The following is a 19,670-nucleotide window of genomic DNA, read 5'->3' on the forward strand; positions in this document are numbered from 1 at the left end:
TTGAACAGGCCGCCCCGCGCTGCCATAAGCCGGCCCATGGCTGCTCCCCCGCTCCTCACCCTCCAGGACGTCGCGCTCACCTTCGGCGGCACGCCGCTGATCACGGGCGCGAGCCTCGCCATCGCGCCGGGCGAGCGCACCTGCCTCGTCGGCCGGAACGGGTCGGGGAAGTCGACGCTCATGAAGATCGCCGCGGGACTCACGGAGCCCGACCGGGGCCGGCGCTTCGTCCAGCCCGGCACGACGATCCGCTACCTCGCGCAGGAGCCCGATTTCACGGGCTTCGCCACCACCCTGGATTTCGTCGAGGCCGGCCTGCCGCCGGGCGAATCGACCCACCGCGCCCGCTACCTGCTGGAGAGCCTCGGCCTGACCGGCGCGGAGGATCCGAGCAAGCTCTCCGGCGGCGAGGGGCGCCGCACCGCGCTGGCGCAGGCGCTCGCCCCCGAGCCCGACGTGCTGCTCCTCGACGAGCCCACCAACCATCTCGACCTGCCGGCGATCGAGTGGCTCGAGACCGAGCTGAAGGGCACCCGCGCGGCCCTCGTGCTGATCAGCCACGACCGGCGCTTCCTCTCGGCCCTGTCGCGGGCCACGATCTGGCTCGACCGCGGCGAGACCCGCCGGATCGACCAGGGCTTCTCCAGCTTCGAGGCGTGGCGCGACGCCTTCTTCGAGGAAGAGGAGCGGGACCAGCACAAGCTCGACCGCAAGATCGCCGCCGAGGAGCACTGGCTGCGCTACGGCGTCACCGCGCGGCGCAAGCGCAACGTCCGCCGCCTCGGCAACCTGCACGAACTCCGGCAGAACCGCCGCGAGGTGCGTCGCCCGGTGGGCAGCGTCAGCATGCAGGCCTCGGACGCCGAATCTTCCGGGAGCCTCGTCGTCGAGGCCCGCGACATCGCGAAGAGCTACGGCGAGCGCAGGATCGTCGACGGGCTGTCCCTGCGGGTGATGCGGGGCGACCGGCTCGGCATCGTCGGGGCGAACGGCGCGGGCAAGAGTACCCTGATCAACCTGCTGATGGGCCGGCTCGCGCCGGATGCCGGGCAGGTGGTGCTCGGCACCAACCTGCTGCCGGTGGTGCTCGATCAGGCCCGCGCCGTGCTGGAGCCCGGGATGACCGTCACCGACGTGCTGACCGGCGGCCGCGGCGACAGCGTCACGGTGAACGGCCAGAGCCGCCACGTGATCGGCTATCTCAAGGACTTCCTGTTCACGCCCGAGCAGGCGCGCACGCCGGTCTCGGTGCTGTCCGGCGGCGAGCGCAACCGGCTGCTGATCGCCCGCGCCCTGGCCCAGCCGGCCAACCTCCTCGTCCTCGACGAGCCCACCAACGACCTCGACCTCGAGACCCTCGACCTGCTCCAGGAGATGCTGGGCGACTACCAGGGCACGCTGATCCTGGTGAGCCACGACCGCGACTTCCTCGACCGCGTGGCCGGCAGCGTGCTGGTCTCGGAGGGCGCCGGCCGCTGGGTCGAGTATGCCGGCGGCTACAGCGACATGCTGGTCCAGCGCGGCCAGGGCGTCGAGGCGCGGACCGTCGCGCCGAAGGCGAAGGAGTCGCGCGAGCGCGCCGCCGCGCCGGCCGCCCAGCCGTCGGGCAAGCCCAAGCTCGGCTTCAAGGACCAGCACGAATTGAAGACGCTGCCGGCCCGCATCGAGAAGCTGGAGGCGGCGATCGCCCAGCTGCGCACGATCCTCGCCGATCCCGAGCTCTACGCCCGCGACCCGGCCCGGTTCGACAAGGCCTCGACCATGCTGGCCCAGGCCGAGACGGAGCTGTCGCAGGCGGAGGACCGCTGGCTGGAACTGGAGATGCTTCAGGCGGGGTGAGAGCCGCAGCACCGCGCCGCGAGACGTACCGCATCGGAGACCGCATGACCGCCTATCAGACCCTCGAGCAGCGCTTCGCCCGGCTCGCCGCCCTGGAGGGCGCGGCCGGGATCCTCGGATGGGACGCGCAGACCCTGATGCCGGACGGCGCCGCCGAGGCCCGCGGGGACCAGCTCGCGATCCTGCGCGGGCTCGCCCACGGGATGCTCACCGCCCCCGAGGCCGCCGAGGAGCTCGCGGCGGCCGAGCAGGGCGGGGGCCTCGAGCCCTGGCCCGCCGCCAACCTGCGGGAGATGCGCCGCGCACAGGCCCACGCCACGGCGGTCCCCCGCGACCTCGTCGAGGCCAGCTCCCGCGCCGTGTCCCGCTCGGAGATGGTCTGGCGCGAGGCGCGGCGCGACGCCGATTTCGCCCGCCTCGAACCCCACCTCGCCGAGGTGCTGCGGCTCCAGCGGGAGATCGGCCAGGCGAAGGGCGCGGCCCTCGGCCTCGATCCCTACGACGCGCTCCTCGACAGCTACGATCCCGGCATGCGCCGGGCGACGATCGACCCGCTCTTCGCGGACCTGACCGGCTGGCTGCCGGCCCTGATCGCCCGTGCCCGGGAGATCCAGGCGTCCCGGCCGGCGCCGCTCCCGCTCGCCGGCCCGTTCGACGTGGCGGTGCAGCGGGACCTCGGCCTGAAGCTGATGGAGGCGGTCGGCTTCGACTTCACCCGCGGCCGGCTCGACATCAGCCTGCACCCGTTCTGCGGCGGCGCCACCGACGACGTGCGGATCACGACGCGCTACGACGCGGCCGATTTCGGCCGGGCGCTGATGGGCGTTCTCCACGAGACCGGGCACGCCCTCTACGAGCAGGGCCGGCCGGCGGCGTGGCGCAACCAGCCGGTCGGCGCGGCGCGGGGGATGAGCCTGCACGAGAGCCAGTCGCTCATCGTGGAGATGCAGGCCTGCCGGAGCCGGGAGTTCTTCAGCTTCCTGGCGCCGCTCCTGCAGGCGGCGTTCGGGCGGTCCGGGCCGGAATGGTCGCCGGAGAACCTGCACGCGCTCAACACCCGGGTCGCGCCGGGCTTCATCCGCGTGGATGCCGACGAGGCGACCTATCCGGCCCACATCCTCCTGCGCTACCGGCTGGAGACCGCGATGATCGCGGGCGACCTCGCGGTGCGCGACCTGCCGGGGGCATTCAACGACGGCCTGCGCGATCTCCTCGGGCTCACGGTGCCCGACGACCGGGTCGGCTGCCTCCAGGACATCCACTGGCCGAGCGGGGCCTTCGGGTATTTCCCGACCTACACGCTCGGCGCCCTGGCGGCCGCGCAGCTGTTCCGGGCGGCCCGCGCGGCCGAGCCGGCGCTGCCGGGCTGCCTCGCGCAGGGCGATTTCGGGCCCCTGCGGGACTGGCTCCGCACGCATGTCCACGCGGTGGGGAGCCTGCTCGACACCGACGACCTCCTCACCCGCGCCACCGGGACGAGGCTGGGCACGGCGGCGTTCCGGGCCCATCTGGAGGCGCGCTACCTCGGGGGCGCGGGCGGCTGAGACGCGGTGGCCGGGGAGGGGACGAACGACCCCTCCGCCGGCGACGCCTAGAGCGTCACCACGTCGACGGCGTCGCCGAGCCGGTCGCGAGCGATGTCCGCGACGTGGCGGTGGTGCGTGAACAGGATCGGCTGGACCCGGGCGCCGATCGCCGCCAGCGCATCGAGGCCGTAGCCGGTCCGGGTCTCGTCGAAGGTCGAGAACAGGTCGTCGCCGATGAACGGGGCCGGCTCGGCGCGGCCGGCGTAATCCTCCAGATAGGCCAGCCGCAGGGCGAGATAGAGCTGGTCGCGGGTGCCCTCGCTCATGCCCTCGATGGCGACCGTGCCGCCGCCGGCGCGCTGCCCGGCGAGCTTCGGCGTGTCGGCCTCGTCGTAGATCTGCGCCAGACCGGAGAACGCGCCGCCGGTGAGAGCCTGGAACAGCGCGCCCGCCCGGGTGACGAGCGGGTCCTGCTGCCCCGCGCGGTGGCGGGCGACCGCCTGCCCGAGCATCAGCCCGGCGAGCCGCAAGACGGCCCAGGAGCGGGAAGCCGCCTGGAGATCCGCCTCAGCGGCCTTGCGCTCCGCGAGGGCCAGCTCGGCGCCGGTGCCGCCCTCGAGCTCCGCCCGCCGCCGCTCCGCCCGGTCGCGGTCCGCGAAGATGACCTGCCCGCGCTCGGCCTGCTCGTCGGCCTCGAGCGACAGCCGCGCCAGCTCCGCCTCGATCGCCTCCGGCGACACGGTCTCCAGGCCGGCGCGCAGCTCGGCCTCCGGAAGCCCGTCGGCCGCGCCCGCGAGCGTGCCGCGGAGCCGCAGGCGCTCGGCGCGCAGCGCCTCCCGCGCGCTGAGGCGGCCGAACAGCCGGTCGATCTCCGGCGTCGGTGCCGCAGCGAGGTCCGGCATCACCTCGGCCACCTGCCGGGCGAGCGTCGCCCGCGCCGCGTCGCGCGAGTCGCAGGCGCCGCGATGGGCGGCCTCGGCCTCGTCGCGGCGGCGGTCGAGCTCGGCGCGGCGCGCCTCGCGGGCCTGCGCGGCGACGAGGCGGCCGTGGAGCGATCGGACCGCGCCGGCGGGCGACACCTCCGCGAGGTCGGGCGCCAGGGCCTCGACCAGGGCGGCGGCGTTGGCTCGGAACGCCTCCATGTCCCGGCGGATCCCCGCCGAGCGGCGCTGTAGGGCGGCCCGCTCCGCCAGCCGGTCGGGCACGCTGCGCCACGCCTCCAGCGCGCCCTCGGCCTCCTCCGGACCGGCCGTGCCGTCGAGGCCGAGGGGCAGCAGCGCCGCCTCCCAGTCGGCCCGCCAGGCGGCCCGGCGGGCGGCGGTCTCCGCGAGGCTCGCCTCCAGCCGCGCGACGGACAGTCCGGCCGCGCGCAGCAGGCCGGCGGTCTGCAGGTTGGCCTCCCAGCGGCTCGCCAGGGCGGCGATCCGCACTTCGAGACCGTCCAGCGCGGCGGCGATCTCGAGGTCCGGCGCGGCGTCGAGGCCGGCGCGGCTGCGCAGGTCGGCCAGGGGCCCCCGCGCGGCCTCGATCCGTGCCAGGAGCCGGTCGGCCTCGATCCGCTGCGCGGCGAGGCGCTGCTCGGCCTCGATCAGGCTCTCCACCTCGGCGAGCCAGGCCGCCATCTCGGCCGGAGGACCGGGCACGAGCCCGGCGGGCCGCCACGCCTCGCGCCACGCCGCCTCGCCCGCCGCGATCTCCGCGGCGAGACCGGCGAGGACGTCGTCGGCTCGCGCGGCCTCCGCCTCCTCGGCGGCGAGCCGTTCCAGGTCGGCCGCGTGGGCGGCGACCCGGGCGGCGTCGGAGGCGCGCTCGTCCGCGACGCGGTCGGCCTCGAGGAGCGCGCGCTCGAAGGCCGCAACCTCGGCGACGGCGGCCGCCCGGCCGGCCGCGAGGGCGTCGCGCAGCGGCGCGAACGCCGCGTCGCGGGTTGACCGCAGGGCGTCGAGCCGCTCCCGGGTGGCGACGGGCCGGCCGGCCTCGCGCTCGCGCAGCCGTGCCCGGGTGACCGCGACCTGCCGGCGGGCCGCGTCGCACCGGTCGGCGGCCCGTTCGTGCTCGCGGGTCTTCGCCTCGAGGCCCTGACGGTAGCGCGCGACCGTGTCGGGGGCGGGCAGGGGCGTCCGCACGAGGGCGGCGAGGTCGGGCACCGGCGGCGACAGCCGCTCGGCCTGGTTGCGCAGCAGCGCCGCCTCCCGGCGGATCGCGCCGTCGAGGGTGTCCCGGGCGGCGATCCACTCGTGCAGTCGGGCGAGGGGCTTCAGCGCCTCCCGGAGCGGGGTCGGATCCCGGGCCGCGTCGGCCGCCTCCACCTCGCGGGCGAGGCGTTCCCGCTCGGCGCGGGCGGCGGCGAGGTCGCGGGCGATCTGCTCCTCGGCGGCCGCCAGGGTCCGGCCGTCGCGGATCAGCCGCTCGGTCCGCGCCCGCGCGGCGTCCGGGGGCTGGCGGGCCTCGAGCGCGGCGAGGTCGGGCACGCCGATCCGGGCGCGCAGCCGCTCCAGATCCAGCCCGACCTTGTGGGCGTCGCCCTCGATGCGGGGTAGGTCGGCGCCGCCCTTCTCGAACTCCCGGGTGCCGCTGAACGCCGCCAGGATCTCGTCCGCCCGATGGGTCAGCCCCGGCTCGACCGGCACCGATTCGGCCTCGCCGCGGGCCCGGTCGCGCGCGGTCTCGGCCCGCTCCGCCTCGGCGTCCGCGGCGCGGCACGCGTCCAGGGCCGCCCCCAGGCGGGCGATCCAGGCGGGATCCGCGTCGACGAGGTCGGTCTCGGCGGCGATGCGCCGCTCCAGCGCGTCGATCTCGGCGATGATCGGGCGGACGCGCTTGAACCGCTCCAGCCGGGCGCGCGCGACCGCGCCGGCCTTCTGCTCGGACCGGAGCGCCTCGAGCTGCGCGGCCGCCGCGGCGATCTCGTCGTTCAGGGCGCGCCAGTCGCCGGCGCGCAGGCCCCGCTCGCGGATCGCTCGCCGGGCCGTCTCGTGGCGCTCCAGCGCCTGGTAGAAGGTCCGGTGCTTGGCCTGGCGCGGGGCGAAGATGGCGTCGGCCTCCGCATCGAGCGTCGTCTGCAGCTCCGTGAGGCCGCGCAGGCCCGAGCCCGCCGCGAACAGGCTCGCGCCGACCTCGCCCTCCACGTCGACCATCTCGCGGCCCCCGGCCCGGAGGCTCGCCGCGTCGAGTCCGAAGGCCCGGCAGAACACCGTCCGGGACAGGCCGCCGAGGAACGGGGCCAGCGCGTCGTCGGCGAGCGGCGCGTCGGCGGCGTCGATGAGGGTACGGCTGTTGCCCTTCCGGCGGCGGAAGGACAGCCGGCGTCCGTCGGCGGCGGCGATCTCCGCGCCGAGGCGCAGCTGCGGCATGTCGTGCAGGAAGGCGTAGGGCGTGGTCTTCCCGAAGCCGAACAGCAGGTCGGTGACCGCCGCCAGCGCGGTGCTCTTGCCGGCCTCGTTGGCGCCCAGCACGACGTGCAGGCGCGCGTCGGGCCGGAACGCGACGGTGCGGTCCGTGAAGGCGCCGTAGCGCTCCAAGGCGAGGCGGATCAGGCGCATCGGGGGTCCATGGGCGCGCGCCTCAGCAGTGCCGGCCGCCGAGGCGCCCGAGGACGAGGGCCTCGGCCTCGGCGCAGAGCGCGTCGAATTCCGCGTCGAGGTCGGCCTCGGCGGCGGCCGTCCCGGGCATCCGGCCGCCGATCTCGGCCAGCGCCGCCTTCGCCCGGGCGCGGAACTCGGGGTCGCGGTCGAGGTCGGCGAGCAGGGCCGCGGGGTCGATGGCGGCGCCGGTCGGCTCCGCCGCGGCGCGCGGGCGGCGGGTCTCGATCTTCAGGCGTTCCAGCCAGATGTCCTCGTGCAGCCGGTGCGCGGCCGCCTGGATCTCGGCCGTCAGGGACTCGCGATCGGCCGCGAGGGCGTCGTGGGCCCGGGTCGTCCCGGCGAGGTGGACGCGGACCAGGAGCAGCCGGCGCGCCGCGATCCCGGCCAGGGGCCTCAGCGCCGCCTCGACGGCCTCGACGGCGCCGCGCGCGTCGGCCACCGCCGCGAGGTCGACCGTGATCTGCTCGAATCGCGCCCGGTCGAGGGGCAGGCGGCTGACGCCGGTCACCCGCCCGTCGGCGACGTCGACCACGACGGCGCCCTTCTCGCCGCACTCGCGCACGCTCCGGCCCTGGAGATTGCCGGGGAACACGATCCAGGGATCCCGGGACAGCTCCGCGTACTCGTGGATGTGGCCCAGCGCCCAGTACTCGTAGCCCCGGGCCGCGAGGTCGGCGACCGAGCAGGGGGCATAGGTCTCGTGGGCGGCGTGGCCGGTGCAGGAGGTGTGCAGGACCCCGAGGTTGAACCAGCCCGGCACGGCGGCCGGGTAGGTGAGCGCGAGGTTCTCCTCCACGGCCCGGCCCTGGAAGCTGCGGCCGTGGACCGCGACGCGGAGCGCGTCGAGGCGCAGGGTGCCGGCGCGGGCGGTCGGGAAGACGTGGACTGAGGCCGGCAGCGTGATCGAGCGCGTGATGACGCTCTCGGCGTCGTGGTTGCCGCGCACGAGGATCGTCGGGATGCCGGCGCGGTCTAGGCGCGCGACCTGCCGGGCGAAGAACAGGCCGATCGTGGTGTCGGCCCAGTCGCCGTCGTAGACGTCACCCGCGACAACGACGAAGGCGACCGACCGCTCGATCGCCTGGGTCACCAGATCCTCGAAGGCCTGCCGGCTCGCCGCGGCGAGGCGCCGGGCCAGTTCCGCGTCGCGCGCGGCGAGGCCCGACAGCGGGCTGCCGAGATGCAGGTCGGCGGCATGGATGAAGCTGAACGCCGTCATGGCCTCCGGACGGGATCGGTGGGAGGGCGGCGCGCGGCAATCCGCGGAGCGGCCGGCGTCGCCATGCCGGCTCTTAGGCCGCCGACCGGGTCGGCCTCAAGCGTCGCCCGGCGATGGGCTGTGGGGCGCCCAGGTCGGACCGCGCAGGCGCCGACCGCGGCGCGCCCGGGCCCGGCGCGAAAGCGGTCGAACGTCCCGGCTCCGGGCGCGTTAGAGCGTGGCGGTGGCGGGAGCGCCGCGCGTTGAGGTACGAGACCGGCCCGATGAATCCTGCTGCACGCCCGGCCCGCTCCACCCCCGCACCGTCGCCCGTCACGCCGATCCGCCCCGCCGAGCGGCCGCACCAGCCCTTCAAGATCGTGAGCTGGAACCTGCTGCGGCGCACCGGCGCGGCGGTGGACGACGTCGCCGCCCTCGTGGCGCAGGAGAAGCCCGACCTGCTGCTGATGCAGGAGGCGACCCGCGCCATCGGCTTCCTGCTGGACCGGATCGGCGGCCACTACGCCTGGGCGCCCCTGCCGGGCCGGATCCACGGGCTCGCCATGTGGAGCCCGAAGCCCTGGGCGGCGCCGCCCCGGGTCATCGCGCTCCCCTCCGGCGCCCTCGTGCACCGGGTCTGCCAGATCCTCGATCTCGGCGAGTTCGGCGTGGCCAACGTCCACCTGTCGCACGGACAGATGCTGAACCGGCGCCAGCTGCGCCGCATCGTCAGCGAGCTGCCGCCGCGGGCGGCCGTGCTCGGCGACTACAATATCGTCGGCCCGGCGCTGATCCCGGGCTTCCGCGACGTCGGACCGCGGCAATCGACCCACGCGATGGTCGAGGTGCTGCCGCTGCGGCTCGACCGCTGCCTCGCCCGCGGGCTCGTCTGCCACGCGCACGCGGTGCTGCCGCGGGGACGCTCCGATCACCGGCCGATCGTCGTCCATCTCGGCCCGGCGCCGGAGGCGCACGCCCCCGCCCGGTTCAAAGGTATGGCAGCAGCAGTCGCACGCCTGCGTCGCGCAGACGGATCGGCAGGCCGCGCGCGGCGAGATCCTCCCGGCTGAGCCGCGCCTCCATCTTGCCGCGTATGAACCGGTCGAGGTCGGCGGCGAGGTCGGCGTCGATGATCTCGACGTTCAGCTCGAAATTGAGCCGGAAGCTGCGCATGTCCCAGTTGGCGCTGCCGACGAAGCACCAGATGTCGTCGACCACCATCGCCTTGGAATGGTCGAAAGGCGGCTCGTCGAGCCAGACGTTCACGCCGGCCCGCAGCAGCGGGTCGAGATGCGCCCGGGTCGCCCAGTCGATGTAGGGATGGTCGCTGACCCGCGGGATGATCACGTCGACGGTGATGCCCCGGGTCGCGGCCTGGGCCAGCGCGCCGGTCACCAGCTCGTCGGGAAGGAAGTAGGGCGTTACGAAGCGCACCGACCGGCGCGCGCAGGCGAGCGCCTGGAGAATGACCTGCTCGATCTTCTCGACGTCCGCGTCCGGGCCGGAGGTCACGGCCCGGGCGACGCTCGGTCCGCAGGGCTCGAGGTCGACGAACCACGGGGGGCCGTCGAGGATCTCGCCGTCCACGAAGGCCCAGTCGGCCGCGAACGCGGCGGCGAGCTGCTCGACCACGGGGCCGGTCAGGCGGAAATGCGTGTCCCGGATCGGGTGCTCGGGCTTCAGGGCGACGCGGTTCGGGTGCGAGATGTTGAGGCCGCCCGTGAAGGCGATCCGGCCGTCGACGATCAGCAGCTTCTTGTGCGAGCGCAGATTGAGGAACGGCATCCGCCAGGGGAGGGCGGAGTGCATGAACAGGGCGGCCGGCACCCCGGCGGCCGTCAGGCGGTGGTAGACCGGAGCCCGGAAATAGCCGCCGCCGATCCCGTCGATGATGACGCGGACCTGCACGCCCCGGGCCTTCGCCTCCACGAGGGCGTCGCAGAATTCGCGGCCGGTGGCGTCGTCCCGGAAGATGTAGCTCGACAGGCCGATGCTGGACCGCGCCGCGCGGATCGCCGCCAGCATCTGCGGATAGCCGGCGTCGCCGTTGCGGAACATCTGCACGGTGTTGCCCGCGAAGGCCGGCAGGCTCGTGATCCGCCGGATCGCCCGGTCGAGGGGCCAGAGCGCCTCCGGCACCACGGCGTCGTCGGTGTCGGGCAGCTGCGTCGCGTCGGACGGCTTGGTCCGCAGCCGCCGCGCGCGGCGCGAGACCCGGTTGATGCCGAAGGTCAGGTACAGGGCGGTGCCGAAGATCGGCGACAGCCACGCGAGCCCGATCCAGCCCACCGCCACGCTGACCCGGCGCTTGCGCAGCAGGGCGTGCAGGGTGACGCCGATCGCCAGCGCGAAGCCGATCAGGGCCTCGACATCCGACCGCATCAGGGCGGTCGACTGGACCCAGCGGGTGATCGCGTTTTCCAAGGTGAGGCTATCCGGGTTCGCGTCGGGAGGCGCCGGATCGACCTGAAGCGCATGCGGCGGGCGGATTAATCCGCCGGCTTGGCCGGATGCGCAATGGGCGCGGCGGCCGCGGCGGCCGCGGGCCGCTCGCAGCGATAGGGTCCGCTGCCGTCGAGGGCCCCGTACAGGACCCGGCCGCCGGAGGCGATGCAGCGCGCCTTGGCCTCGGCATAGGGCCGGTGGAAGCTCCAGATGGTGATCATCGGCCCGATCGTCGCGAGGCAGACGCCGCCGAAGATCACGGCGGCGGCCCAGGTGGCGCCGTTGCGGTTCGGCCGCGGGGGCCGCGGCGGCGGCATCGTGCCGTAGAAGGACAGCGTCAGACCGAGCAGGTCGAGGGTGCTCATCAGCCGTTCCGCGTGGCGGCGCCGAGCCCGGCAGGGTCGGACAGGCCCCTCATCCTAGGGCAGGGCGGCGCCATCACCTATGCGCGTCGCGCCGGAGGGCCTGCGTCGTATCGCGCCAGTGCGCGGACCGGGACGCCGGCTCACGGCTCCCAGCGGGGCGGACGCTTGTCCAGGAAGGCGTCGATCCCCTCCTGCGCGTCGGCCATCATCATGTTCCGGGTCATGACCTCGGCGGTGTAACCGTAGGCGTCCTCCAGGCCCATCTCGATCTGCCGGCCGAACGCCTCCTTGCCGATCGCCAGGACGCGCCGGGCCTTCCCGGCGATCCGGGCCGCCAGGGCGCCCACCGCCGCGTCGAGCTCCGCCTCCGGCACGACGCGGTTGACCAGCCCGATCCGCAGCGCCTCCCCGGCGTCGATCGGCTCGCCGACCAGCAGCATCTCCAGGGCGGCCTTGCGCGATACGGCGCGTGACAGGGCGACCATCGGGGTCGAGCAGAACAGGCCGATCTGCACCCCCGGCGTGGCGAAGCGGGCGGTCTCGGCGCACACGGCGAGATCGCAGGTGGCCACGAGTTGGCACCCGGCGGCGGTGGCGATCCCGTGGACGCGGGCGATCACCGGCTGCGGAAGGCGCGTGAGGCTCAGCATCAGCCGGGCGCAGGTGCGGAACACCGCCTCGGTCGCCTCGCGGGACGGATCGGCGCGCATCTCCTTGAGATCGTGCCCGGCGCAGAAGGCGGGGCCGGCCCCCTGCAGAATCACCACCCGCACGGACGGATCCGCGCGGATCGCGTCGAGCTGCTCCTGGAGCGCGCCCATCAGGGCCATCGACAGGGCGTTGCGGGCCTGCGGCCGGTTCAGCGTCAGCGTCGCGACCCCGTCGGCATCGCTGCGCAACAGCACCGGCGCCTCCGGGCTGGCGGCGTGGGCCGTGGCAAGGGCTGCGGTCATGGCGGCGTCTCCCGGCGCCGGCCTCCCTGGCACGGAGCCGGTCGCGTCGCCGGACGGTAGCACGCAGGGTTCAGGTCCGCGACGGTGCCGCGGCCCGCGATCCGCGATCCGCGATGCGGCGGTTGTCAGGCGTGCTCGGCCAGGGCGAGGTCGAGGCTCGCGTAGTCGGCGCCCGGACCGTTCCACCACACCGCCGGATAGGCGGTGAGCCGGCCCATCACGCCGGCATAGGCGTCGGCGAGCGCGGTATCGACGACGACCAGCACGGCGCCCGACTGCGCGAGGCTTTCCGCCAGCGCCGCGTCGCGGCCGGCGCAGTCGAGGCAAACGACGCGGAGCCCGAGACGGGTGAGGCCGAGGCGCATGGCCTCGACCTGCCCGAGATCCTGCACCAGGAGCGCCACGGCCTGCCCGGCCCGCAGGCCCTCGCCCCAGGCCCAGCGCGAGACGCGGTGCGGACAGACCGCCGCGACCGGCACCGCCGGCGCGCCGCGCCGCTCCGCGCTGGCGGCTCCTTGCGCACCCGGCCGGGTGCGCCGGTCGGCGTCGCGAGCCGGGAGTGGGATGGAGGCCGCCGGGTGATGGACGCCGTACATGCGATGCGGACCGCCTGAATCTGGACACACTGCAGGTCCTGGCGTGACGCGAGCAGGTTAACACTCTCTCTCACCCGGGCGTTCCGTCGAAGAACGACCGTCTTTTCGTCGACGCGCGGGCCGGCGACTGGACCTATGGCGAACGGGCCGTGAACCGGGACGGGTGAATTGCCGACATCTCGGGTCGCATCTTCGGTCGCATTGGCGCGCGCGCGGGTCCGGCCTATGTCCCGCCCGCCAGAGGCGGCCCGCGAGAGGCCGCCCCCGATCGAGGAACCGCCGCGCATGCGCCCCACTACGACCCGGATCACACTCCTCGCCGCCGTCACGCTCGCGGCCCTGCCGGCGCAGGCGCAGATCCGGAACGCCCCGTCGCCGCGGGCCCTGGAATTCGCCGCCTACATCTTCGCGGCCTCGAACGTCTGCGGCTACCGGATCGGCAGCGACCAGTTCGAGGCCCTGCTGGCGAAGCAGAACGTGCAGATCGGCGACGTCCAGCCGCGCGGACCGTTCGGCAACCGGGTGCAGACCATGTTCACGCTGATGTCGAACCAGATGGCGCAGAACCGCGACCAGGCCTGCCTCGCGGTGGCCGGCGAGTACGGGCCCGAGGGCACGGTGGCCAAGAACGTGCTCCTGCCCGCCGGCCAGGACCCCGCCGCGCCGGCGAAGCCCGCCGAGCCCGCCAAGCCGCAATAGCCCATTCGCGGGATCGCCGCCGGCCTCAGCCGAGGCGCCAGTCGATCGGCGGGCGCCCGTGCGCGGCGAGCCACCGGTTGGCCCGGCCGAACGGGTCGGAGCCGGGGAAATCCCGCGCCCGGTTGAGCGGCGAGGGGTGTCCGCTCTCGAACACGCCGTGGCGGGTCGCGTCGATGAGCGCGGCCCTGGCCCGCGCCTGGGCGCCCCAGAGCAGGAACACGGCGGGCTCCGCGCGGGCCGAGACGGCGCTCACGGCCTGATCGGTCAGCGCGGCCCAGCCGTAGCGCAGGTGCGCCCCGGCCTTGCCGGCCTCGACGGTGAGCGCGCTGTTGAGCAGGAGCACGCCCTGCCGCGCCCAGGGCGTCAGGTCGCCGCCGGCGGCGCGGTCGGATCCCGCCTCCGCCAGGATCACCTTCAGCGAGGCGGGCAGGCGACCGGAGCCGACGAATGAGAAGGCGAGGCCGTTGGCGTCGCCCGGTGTCGGGTAGGGGTCCTGCCCGAGGATCACGGCCCGCACGTCCTGCAGCGGGGTCTCGGTCAGGGCGCGGAAGATCCGGTCCGGTGCCGGCAGGACGCGGGCGCCCGCGGCGATTTGGGCATCGACCCGCGCCGCCACGGCGTCGGCCTCCCCGCCGGCGAAGAACGGCAGGCTCAGCCAGGGCGAACCGGAGGCGCGGAAGGCCGTGAGGGCGTCGGCGACGGGTGTGGCGGCCATGGTCTCTCGCGATCGGTTTCCACGCCGAGATAGGAGGCGGACGCGCACCGTCATCGGCGCGGCGGTTGCGGCCGGGAGCCGCTCGTGTTTAGGGACGGGGGTCGAGCGCGCGGCCTGTCGCGGTGCGGCATGTCGCGTCCGCCCTTCGCCGGGCGGCTTCGCACCCTACATGGAAGCGCACCCGACGGGGTTTAAGCGCCGGCCAAGCCGAGGCGTACCAGGGCGTACGCGCCGGCCGCCGGATATCGGAAGCCAGAGGAAGGATCTCGGCGCGCGGCGCCGGAACGCTGCCATGAACGAACGCGTCGAACCCGCCGCGCTGGCGAATGGCCGGCCCCTCGCACCGCTGCAGCCCGCGGCGAGCACCCTTCCGGCCGACCACCCGAAAGTGGCCTGGGGCCGCGTCGGCGTGCTCCTGATGAATCTCGGGACGCCCGAGGGCACGTCCTACTGGCCGATGCGCCGGTATCTCAAGGAGTTCCTGTCGGACCGCCGGGTGATCGAGGTGCCGCGGCTGATCTGGTGGCCGCTCCTCAACCTGATCATCCTGACGAAGCGCCCCGGGCCGAAGGGCCGCGACTACGCCAGCGTCTGGAACAACGCGCTCAACGAGGGGCCGCTGAAGACGATCACCCGCGGCCAGAGCGAGCGCCTCCAGGCGGCCATGGGCGAGTCGGTGGTCGTCGACTGGGCGATGCGCTACGGCAAGCCCGAGGTCGCCGGCCGGATCCAGGCGCTGCTCGACCAGGGCTGCGACCGGATCTTGCTGGTGCCGCTCTACCCGCAATACGCCGCCGCGACCTCGGCCACGGCCTGCGATCAGGCCTTCCGGGCGCTGATGGACATGCGCTGGCAGCCCACGGTGCGGGTCTCGCCGCCCTATCACGACGACCCGGTCTACATCGCCGCCATGGCCGATTCGATCCGCGAGGGCCTGGCCAAGCTCGACTTCGAGCCGGAGGTGATCCTCACCTCGTTCCACGGCGTGCCGCGGAGCTACCTGCTCAAGGGCGACCCGTACCATTGTCAGTGCCACAAGACCGGGCGCCTGATCCGCGAGGCGCTCGGCCTGTCTCCGGAGAAGATGCGGGTCACCTTCCAGTCGCGCTTCGGCAACGAGGAGTGGCTGAAGCCCTACACCGACGAGACGGTGATGGAACTCGCGAAGTCGGGCGTGAAGCGGATGGCGATCGTCGCCCCGGGCTTCACGGCGGACTGCCTGGAAACCCTCGAGGAACTCGACGGTGAGAACCGGCACTATTTCGAGGAGAACGGCGGCGAGCGCTTCGCCTACATCCCCTGCCTGAACGACAGCGACCTCGGCATGCGGGTGATCGAGCACGTCGTGCGCCGCGAGCTCCAGGGCTGGATCTGAGATCCCGGCCGGGATGCCGCTTGCGGCGCGGCCCGGCCCGCCTATTATTTTCCTAAGCCGAACGGGCCCATCGGTTCGGCGCGGGAGGATCACATGGCGTTCTTCATCGGCATCGCGTGTCCGTGGCTGCTGATCGCGGTGCTCGACAGGATCGCCGAGGGGCGCCGCGGCGCCGAACTCTCGGCCCTCGGCATCACGCCCCAGCCGGCCCCGGCGCGATCCAGCTACCTCGTCCCGGATCGGCCGTACTGACGACGGGGCGCGGCCCCGCGGGGCCGCGCCTGTCAGCCTTGAACCGTCACTTCTTCGGTTCGGGCGCGGTCTGAGCCGCCGGCGGCGCGTCGGCGCGGTCGATCTTGGCCTCCGAGCGGAGCTTCAGGATCATGTCCTGCTGCGCCTTGCGGATCAGGTGCTGGTCGATCTGCTCCTTGAGCTCGTCGAAGGTCGGCTGCGGCTTGGTCCGCTTCTCCTCGACCTTGATCACGTGCCAGCCGAACTGGGTCTTGATCGGGTCGGAGACCTGGCCGGGCTTCATCGCGAAGGCGGCGTTGGCGAAGTCGGGCACCATCCGCTCCTTGGTGAACCAGCCGAGATCGCCGCCCTCGGCCTTCGAGCCCGGGTCCTTGGACGCCTCGGCGGCGACCTTGGCGAAGTCCTCGCCGCCCTTGATGCGCGCGGCGATCTTCTTCGCCTCGGCCTCGTTGTCGACCAGGATGTGGCGCGCGTGCACCTCTTCCTCGGGCTTCATCAGCTTGACGGTCTGATCGAAGATCGCGTGCTCCGCCTCGGGCGTGACCGCGCGCTTGGCCTCCTGCTCCAGGTAGTCGTCGAGCAGGAGCTTGTCGCGGAAGTAGGCGAGCTTGCGCTTGAACTCGGGCGTGTCGCCGACCTTGGCGGCCTCGGCGGCCTGCGCGCCGACGCGGAGGTCGACCATGTAGTCGACGAGCAGGCTCTTCTTCTGGGCCTCGTCGACGCCGGGCAGTGACAGGGCCGGGTCGTCGGCCGCGATGGCGAGGTCGCCCTGCGTGATCGGCTTGCCGTTCACGCTCGCCACGACCGCGTCGGCGCTCGGCGCCGCGGCCGGCGCGGCGGGCGAGGCGGCGGCCGGCGTGTTGGCGGCCGGCGTGGGGGCCTTCTGGGGTGCCTGGGCCAGCGCCAGTCCCGGCATCGCGACCATGACGGCGAGCGCGCTGACGCGCCGGAGAAGGGCGGTGTTCGGCATACGGGCGAAGTCCTCGGCTCACGTCTCGGCGCCGCGCCGGATCGGCCGGGCGTCGCGCCGCGGCACAGGTGGCCCGCGTCGGGCGAGAAGGCAAGCGCGGCCATTTCACCGGTGCCGGAACCGTGACCGTACCGGCATGCGTTGAGGGCTGCCCCTTCCAGGTGCGCCGGGCGATGTTTACCTCTATAAGCCCGGCCAACTCCGTCCAGGCCGGCCCGCCACGCTTACCCGTGGGCGGGCTCGCGCGTCCGCAGGTCTATGATGCTCGGCTCCATCGCCAAGAAGATTTTCGGCTCCTCGAACGACCGCCGCGTCAAGGGCTACCGCCCGCGCGTCGCGCAGATCAATGCGCTGGAACCGGAGATCCAGGCCCTCTCGGACGAGGCCCTGCGCGCCCGCACCGACATGCTGAAGGCCGAACTCGCCAACGGCAAGAGCCTCGACGACATCCTCGTGCCGGCCTTCGCTACGGTGCGCGAGGCGGCCAAGCGCGTCTTCGGCCAGCGCCACTTCGACGTGCAGCTCATCGGCGGCATGGTGCTCCACGAGGGCGGCATCGCCGAGATGAAGACCGGCGAGGGCAAGACCCTGGTGGCGACGCTGCCGGTCTACCTCAACGCCCTGGAGGGCAAGGGCGTCCACGTCGTCACCGTGAACGACTACCTCGCCTCGCGCGACGCCGAGTGGATGGGTCAGGTCTACCGGTTCCTGGGCCTCTCCGTCGGCACGATCGTGCACGGGCTCGACGATGCGCAGCGCAAGGAGGCCTACGCCTGCGACATCACCTACGGCACCAACAACGAGTACGGCTTCGACTACCTGCGCGACAACATGAAGTACGAGCTGTCCCAGCTGGCACAGCGCGGGCACAACTTCGCGATCGTCGACGAGGTCGATTCGATCCTGATCGACGAGGCACGCACGCCGCTGATCATCTCAGGGCCGGTGGATGACCGGTCGGAACTCTACGTGGCGGTCGACGCGCTGATGCCGCGCCTGCGCAAGGAGTTCTACGACCTCGACGAGAAGCAGCGCACGGTCTCGCTGACCGAGGAGGGCAACGAGTTCATCGAGGAGGCGATGCGCGAGGCCGGCCTCCTGAAGGAGGGCGACCTCTACGACGCCCACAACGTCACGCTGGTCCACCACGTGAACCAGGCCCTGCGCGCCCACACGCTGTTCACCCGCGACAAGGACTACATCGTCAAGAACGACGAAGTGGTGATCATCGACGAGTTCACGGGCCGCATGATGCAGGGCCGACGCTACTCGGAAGGCCTGCACCAGGCGCTGGAGGCCAAGGAGCGGGTCACGATTCAGCCCGAGAACCAGACGCTCGCCTCGATCACCTTCCAGAACTACTTCCGCCTCTACAAGAAGCTCGCCGGCATGACCGGAACCGCCTCGACCGAGGCCGACGAGTTCGCCGAGATCTACAAACTCGATGTGGTCGACATCCCGACCAACAAGGAAGTCGAGCGCGTCGACGAGGACGACGAGGTCTACCGGACCGTCGGCGAGAAGTACGAGGGCATCATCGCCGAGATCGACAAGGCGCATGCGCGCCACCAGCCGATCCTGGTCGGCACCGGCTCGATCGAGAAGTCGGAGCACCTCGCCGAGATGCTCAAGAAGGCCGGCTACAGCCTGCTCGACTACTCCGACCCGAACGCGCTGACCGACGTCTACGCCGCCGCCCGCGAGGGCCGGGTGACCAAGCGCTTCGCCGTGCTCAACGCCCGCTTCCACGAGCAGGAGGCCTACATCGTGGCCGAGGCCGGCGTGCCGGGCGCGATCACCATCGCCACCAACATGGCCGGCCGCGGCACCGACATCAAACTCGGCGGCAACCTCGAGATGCGGATCGAGAAGGAGCTGGGCCACCTCGCCGACGGTCCGGAGCGCGACGCCGCCATCGCGGCGATCAAGGCGGAGATCGCCGAGAACCGCACCAAGGTGCTGGCCTCGGGCGAGCCGGCCGATCCGGAGGCGGGCCGCAAGAAGGCGCTGCCCGGCGGCCTCTACATCATCGGCACCGAGCGTCACGAATCGCGGCGCATCGACAACCAGCTCCGCGGCCGCTCCGGGCGCCAGGGCGATCCCGGCCGCTCGAAGTTCTACCTGTCGCTTCAGGACGACCTGATGCGCATCTTCGGCTCCGACCGCATGGACGGGATGCTGCAGAAGCTCGGCCTGGAGCAGGGCGAGGCGATCATCCACCCCTGGATCAACAAGGCCATCGAGAAGGCGCAGCAGAAGGTCGAGGCGCGCAACTTCGACATGCGCAAGAACGTGCTCAAGTATGACAACGTCATGAACGACCAGCGCAAGGTCGTGTTCGAGCAGCGCCGCGACTTCATGGGCCAGGACAGCGTCCGCGAGACCGTGGACGAGATGCGCGAGGGCGTGATCGACGACCTCGTCGCCCGCCATATCCCGGAGAACGCCTACGCCGAGCAGTGGGACGTCGCCGGCCTGCGCGAGCAGGTGAAGGAGATCCTAAACCTCGACGTGCCGGTCGAGGACTGGGCCAAGGAGGAGGGCATCGCCGACGAGGAGATGCGCGAGCGCCTGCTCAAGGCGGCCGAGACCGCCTACGCCGAGCGGACCGAGAAGAACGGCGCCGAGGTCACGGCCTATATCGAGAAGCAGGTCCTCCTGCAGACGCTCGACCATCTCTGGCGCGAGCACCTCGTGACGCTGGACCACCTCCGGCAGGTGATCGGCTGGCGCGGCTTCGCCCAGCGGGACCCGCTGAACGAGTACAAGTCCGAGGCCTTCGACCTGTTCAACGGTCTCGTGACCGCCCTGCGCGAGCAGGTGACCGCGCAGCTCTCGCGGGTCGAGATCATGATGCAGGAGCCGCAGGAGGAGTACCCGCCCGGCGGTCCGGCGCTGCCGCCGATGTTCGCCCAGCATCTCGACCCGGTCACCGGCGAGAACGAGATGGACTACGCCGGCCTCGGCTCGGGCAGCGACGGCGGCGGGGGGCCGGCCTACGGCTTCGCCGCCCAGGGCCTCGCGGCGGACGGCGCCGTGCTGGAGCGCGACCCGACCGACGCCGCCACCTGGGGCCGCGTCGGCCGCAACGAGCCGTGCCCGTGCGGCTCGGGCAAGAAGTACAAGCACTGCCACGGCAGCCTCCAGGCCTGA

Annotated in this window: 15 protein-coding genes; 7 read left to right on the top strand and 8 right to left on the bottom strand. The window is 73.2% G+C overall.

Annotated features, from left to right (window positions below):
- Window positions 1–36 precede the first annotated feature (36 nt).
- Window positions 37–1,839: an ATP-binding cassette domain-containing protein gene (locus C4T42_RS15385; protein WP_056525268.1), complete on the top strand. Its 1,803-nt coding sequence runs from the start codon at window positions 37–39 to the stop codon at window positions 1,837–1,839.
- A 44-nt stretch (window positions 1,840–1,883) separates the two neighbouring features.
- The gene (locus C4T42_RS15390) at window positions 1,884–3,383 is read left to right on the top strand and encodes a carboxypeptidase M32 (protein WP_020093384.1); all 1,500 of its coding nucleotides are present in this window, start codon (window positions 1,884–1,886) and stop codon (window positions 3,381–3,383) included.
- Window positions 3,384–3,430: 47 nt separating this feature from the next.
- On the opposite strand, the gene C4T42_RS15395 is transcribed toward C4T42_RS15390, so the two are convergent.
- Window positions 3,431–6,907: a YhaN family protein gene (locus C4T42_RS15395; protein WP_103985361.1), complete on the bottom strand. Its 3,477-nt coding sequence runs from the start codon at window positions 6,905–6,907 to the stop codon at window positions 3,431–3,433.
- Between the two features lie 22 nt (window positions 6,908–6,929).
- Window positions 6,930–8,168: a DNA repair exonuclease gene (locus tag C4T42_RS15400; RefSeq protein ID WP_042673791.1), complete on the bottom strand. Its 1,239-nt coding sequence runs from the start codon at window positions 8,166–8,168 to the stop codon at window positions 6,930–6,932.
- A 263-nt stretch (window positions 8,169–8,431) separates the two neighbouring features.
- Here C4T42_RS15400 and C4T42_RS15405 point away from each other — a divergent pair, with 263 nt between their 5' ends.
- Window positions 8,432–9,217: an endonuclease/exonuclease/phosphatase family protein gene (locus tag C4T42_RS15405; protein WP_170862974.1), complete on the top strand. Its 786-nt coding sequence runs from the start codon at window positions 8,432–8,434 to the stop codon at window positions 9,215–9,217.
- On the opposite strand, the gene C4T42_RS15410 is transcribed toward C4T42_RS15405, so the two are convergent.
- The 4 genes from C4T42_RS15410 to C4T42_RS15425 form a co-directional block, all read right to left on the bottom strand.
- Entirely contained in the window at window positions 9,135–10,571 is a 1,437-nt protein-coding gene (locus C4T42_RS15410; protein WP_103985362.1) for a phospholipase D-like domain-containing protein, read from the bottom strand. The two genes, C4T42_RS15405 and C4T42_RS15410, sit on opposite strands and share 83 nt — an antisense overlap.
- Window positions 10,572–10,636: 65 nt before the next feature.
- On the bottom strand, window positions 10,637–10,957 hold the full coding sequence (locus tag C4T42_RS15415; protein WP_020093379.1) for a hypothetical protein: 321 nt from the start codon (window positions 10,955–10,957) through the stop codon (window positions 10,637–10,639).
- A 140-nt stretch (window positions 10,958–11,097) separates the two neighbouring features.
- Complete coding sequence (locus C4T42_RS15420; RefSeq protein WP_103985363.1) at window positions 11,098–11,910, bottom strand: enoyl-CoA hydratase; 813 nt, start codon at window positions 11,908–11,910, stop codon at window positions 11,098–11,100.
- Between the two features lie 125 nt (window positions 11,911–12,035).
- Entirely contained in the window at window positions 12,036–12,506 is a 471-nt protein-coding gene (locus C4T42_RS15425; RefSeq protein ID WP_042673801.1) for an AMP-dependent synthetase, read from the bottom strand.
- A gap of 285 nt (window positions 12,507–12,791) precedes the next feature.
- On the opposite strand from C4T42_RS15425, the gene C4T42_RS15430 reads away from it, so the two are divergent.
- On the top strand, window positions 12,792–13,205 hold the full coding sequence (locus tag C4T42_RS15430) for a hypothetical protein (RefSeq protein WP_020093376.1): 414 nt from the start codon (window positions 12,792–12,794) through the stop codon (window positions 13,203–13,205).
- Window positions 13,206–13,230: 25 nt separating this feature from the next.
- Here the strand turns inward: C4T42_RS15430 and C4T42_RS15435 are convergent, their stop codons facing one another.
- Window positions 13,231–13,920, bottom strand: coding sequence for a uracil-DNA glycosylase (locus tag C4T42_RS15435; protein WP_042673803.1), 690 nt, complete (start codon window positions 13,918–13,920; stop codon window positions 13,231–13,233).
- 292 nt (window positions 13,921–14,212) lie between these two features.
- Here C4T42_RS15435 and hemH point away from each other — a divergent pair, with 292 nt between their 5' ends.
- Together hemH and C4T42_RS31965 are read left to right on the top strand one after the other, a co-directional pair.
- Window positions 14,213–15,295 (top strand): ferrochelatase, encoded by a 1,083-nt coding sequence (gene hemH / locus C4T42_RS15440; RefSeq protein ID WP_042673806.1) that lies wholly within the window; start codon window positions 14,213–14,215, stop codon window positions 15,293–15,295.
- Between the two features lie 93 nt (window positions 15,296–15,388).
- On the top strand, window positions 15,389–15,547 hold the full coding sequence (locus tag C4T42_RS31965; protein ID WP_020093373.1) for a hypothetical protein: 159 nt from the start codon (window positions 15,389–15,391) through the stop codon (window positions 15,545–15,547).
- A gap of 46 nt (window positions 15,548–15,593) precedes the next feature.
- Here the strand turns inward: C4T42_RS31965 and C4T42_RS15445 are convergent, their stop codons facing one another.
- Window positions 15,594–16,517 carry a peptidylprolyl isomerase gene (locus tag C4T42_RS15445; RefSeq protein ID WP_042673808.1) on the bottom strand — a complete coding sequence of 308 codons (924 nt, stop codon included), beginning with the start codon at window positions 16,515–16,517 and terminating at the stop codon, window positions 15,594–15,596.
- Between the two features lie 261 nt (window positions 16,518–16,778).
- Here C4T42_RS15445 and secA point away from each other — a divergent pair, with 261 nt between their 5' ends.
- Entirely contained in the window at window positions 16,779–19,670 is a 2,892-nt protein-coding gene (secA, locus tag C4T42_RS15450; RefSeq protein ID WP_026604963.1) for a preprotein translocase subunit SecA, read from the top strand.

This window comes from Methylobacterium sp. 190mf, from assembly GCF_900107945.1.
Lineage (GTDB): Bacteria > Pseudomonadota > Alphaproteobacteria > Rhizobiales > Beijerinckiaceae > Methylobacterium.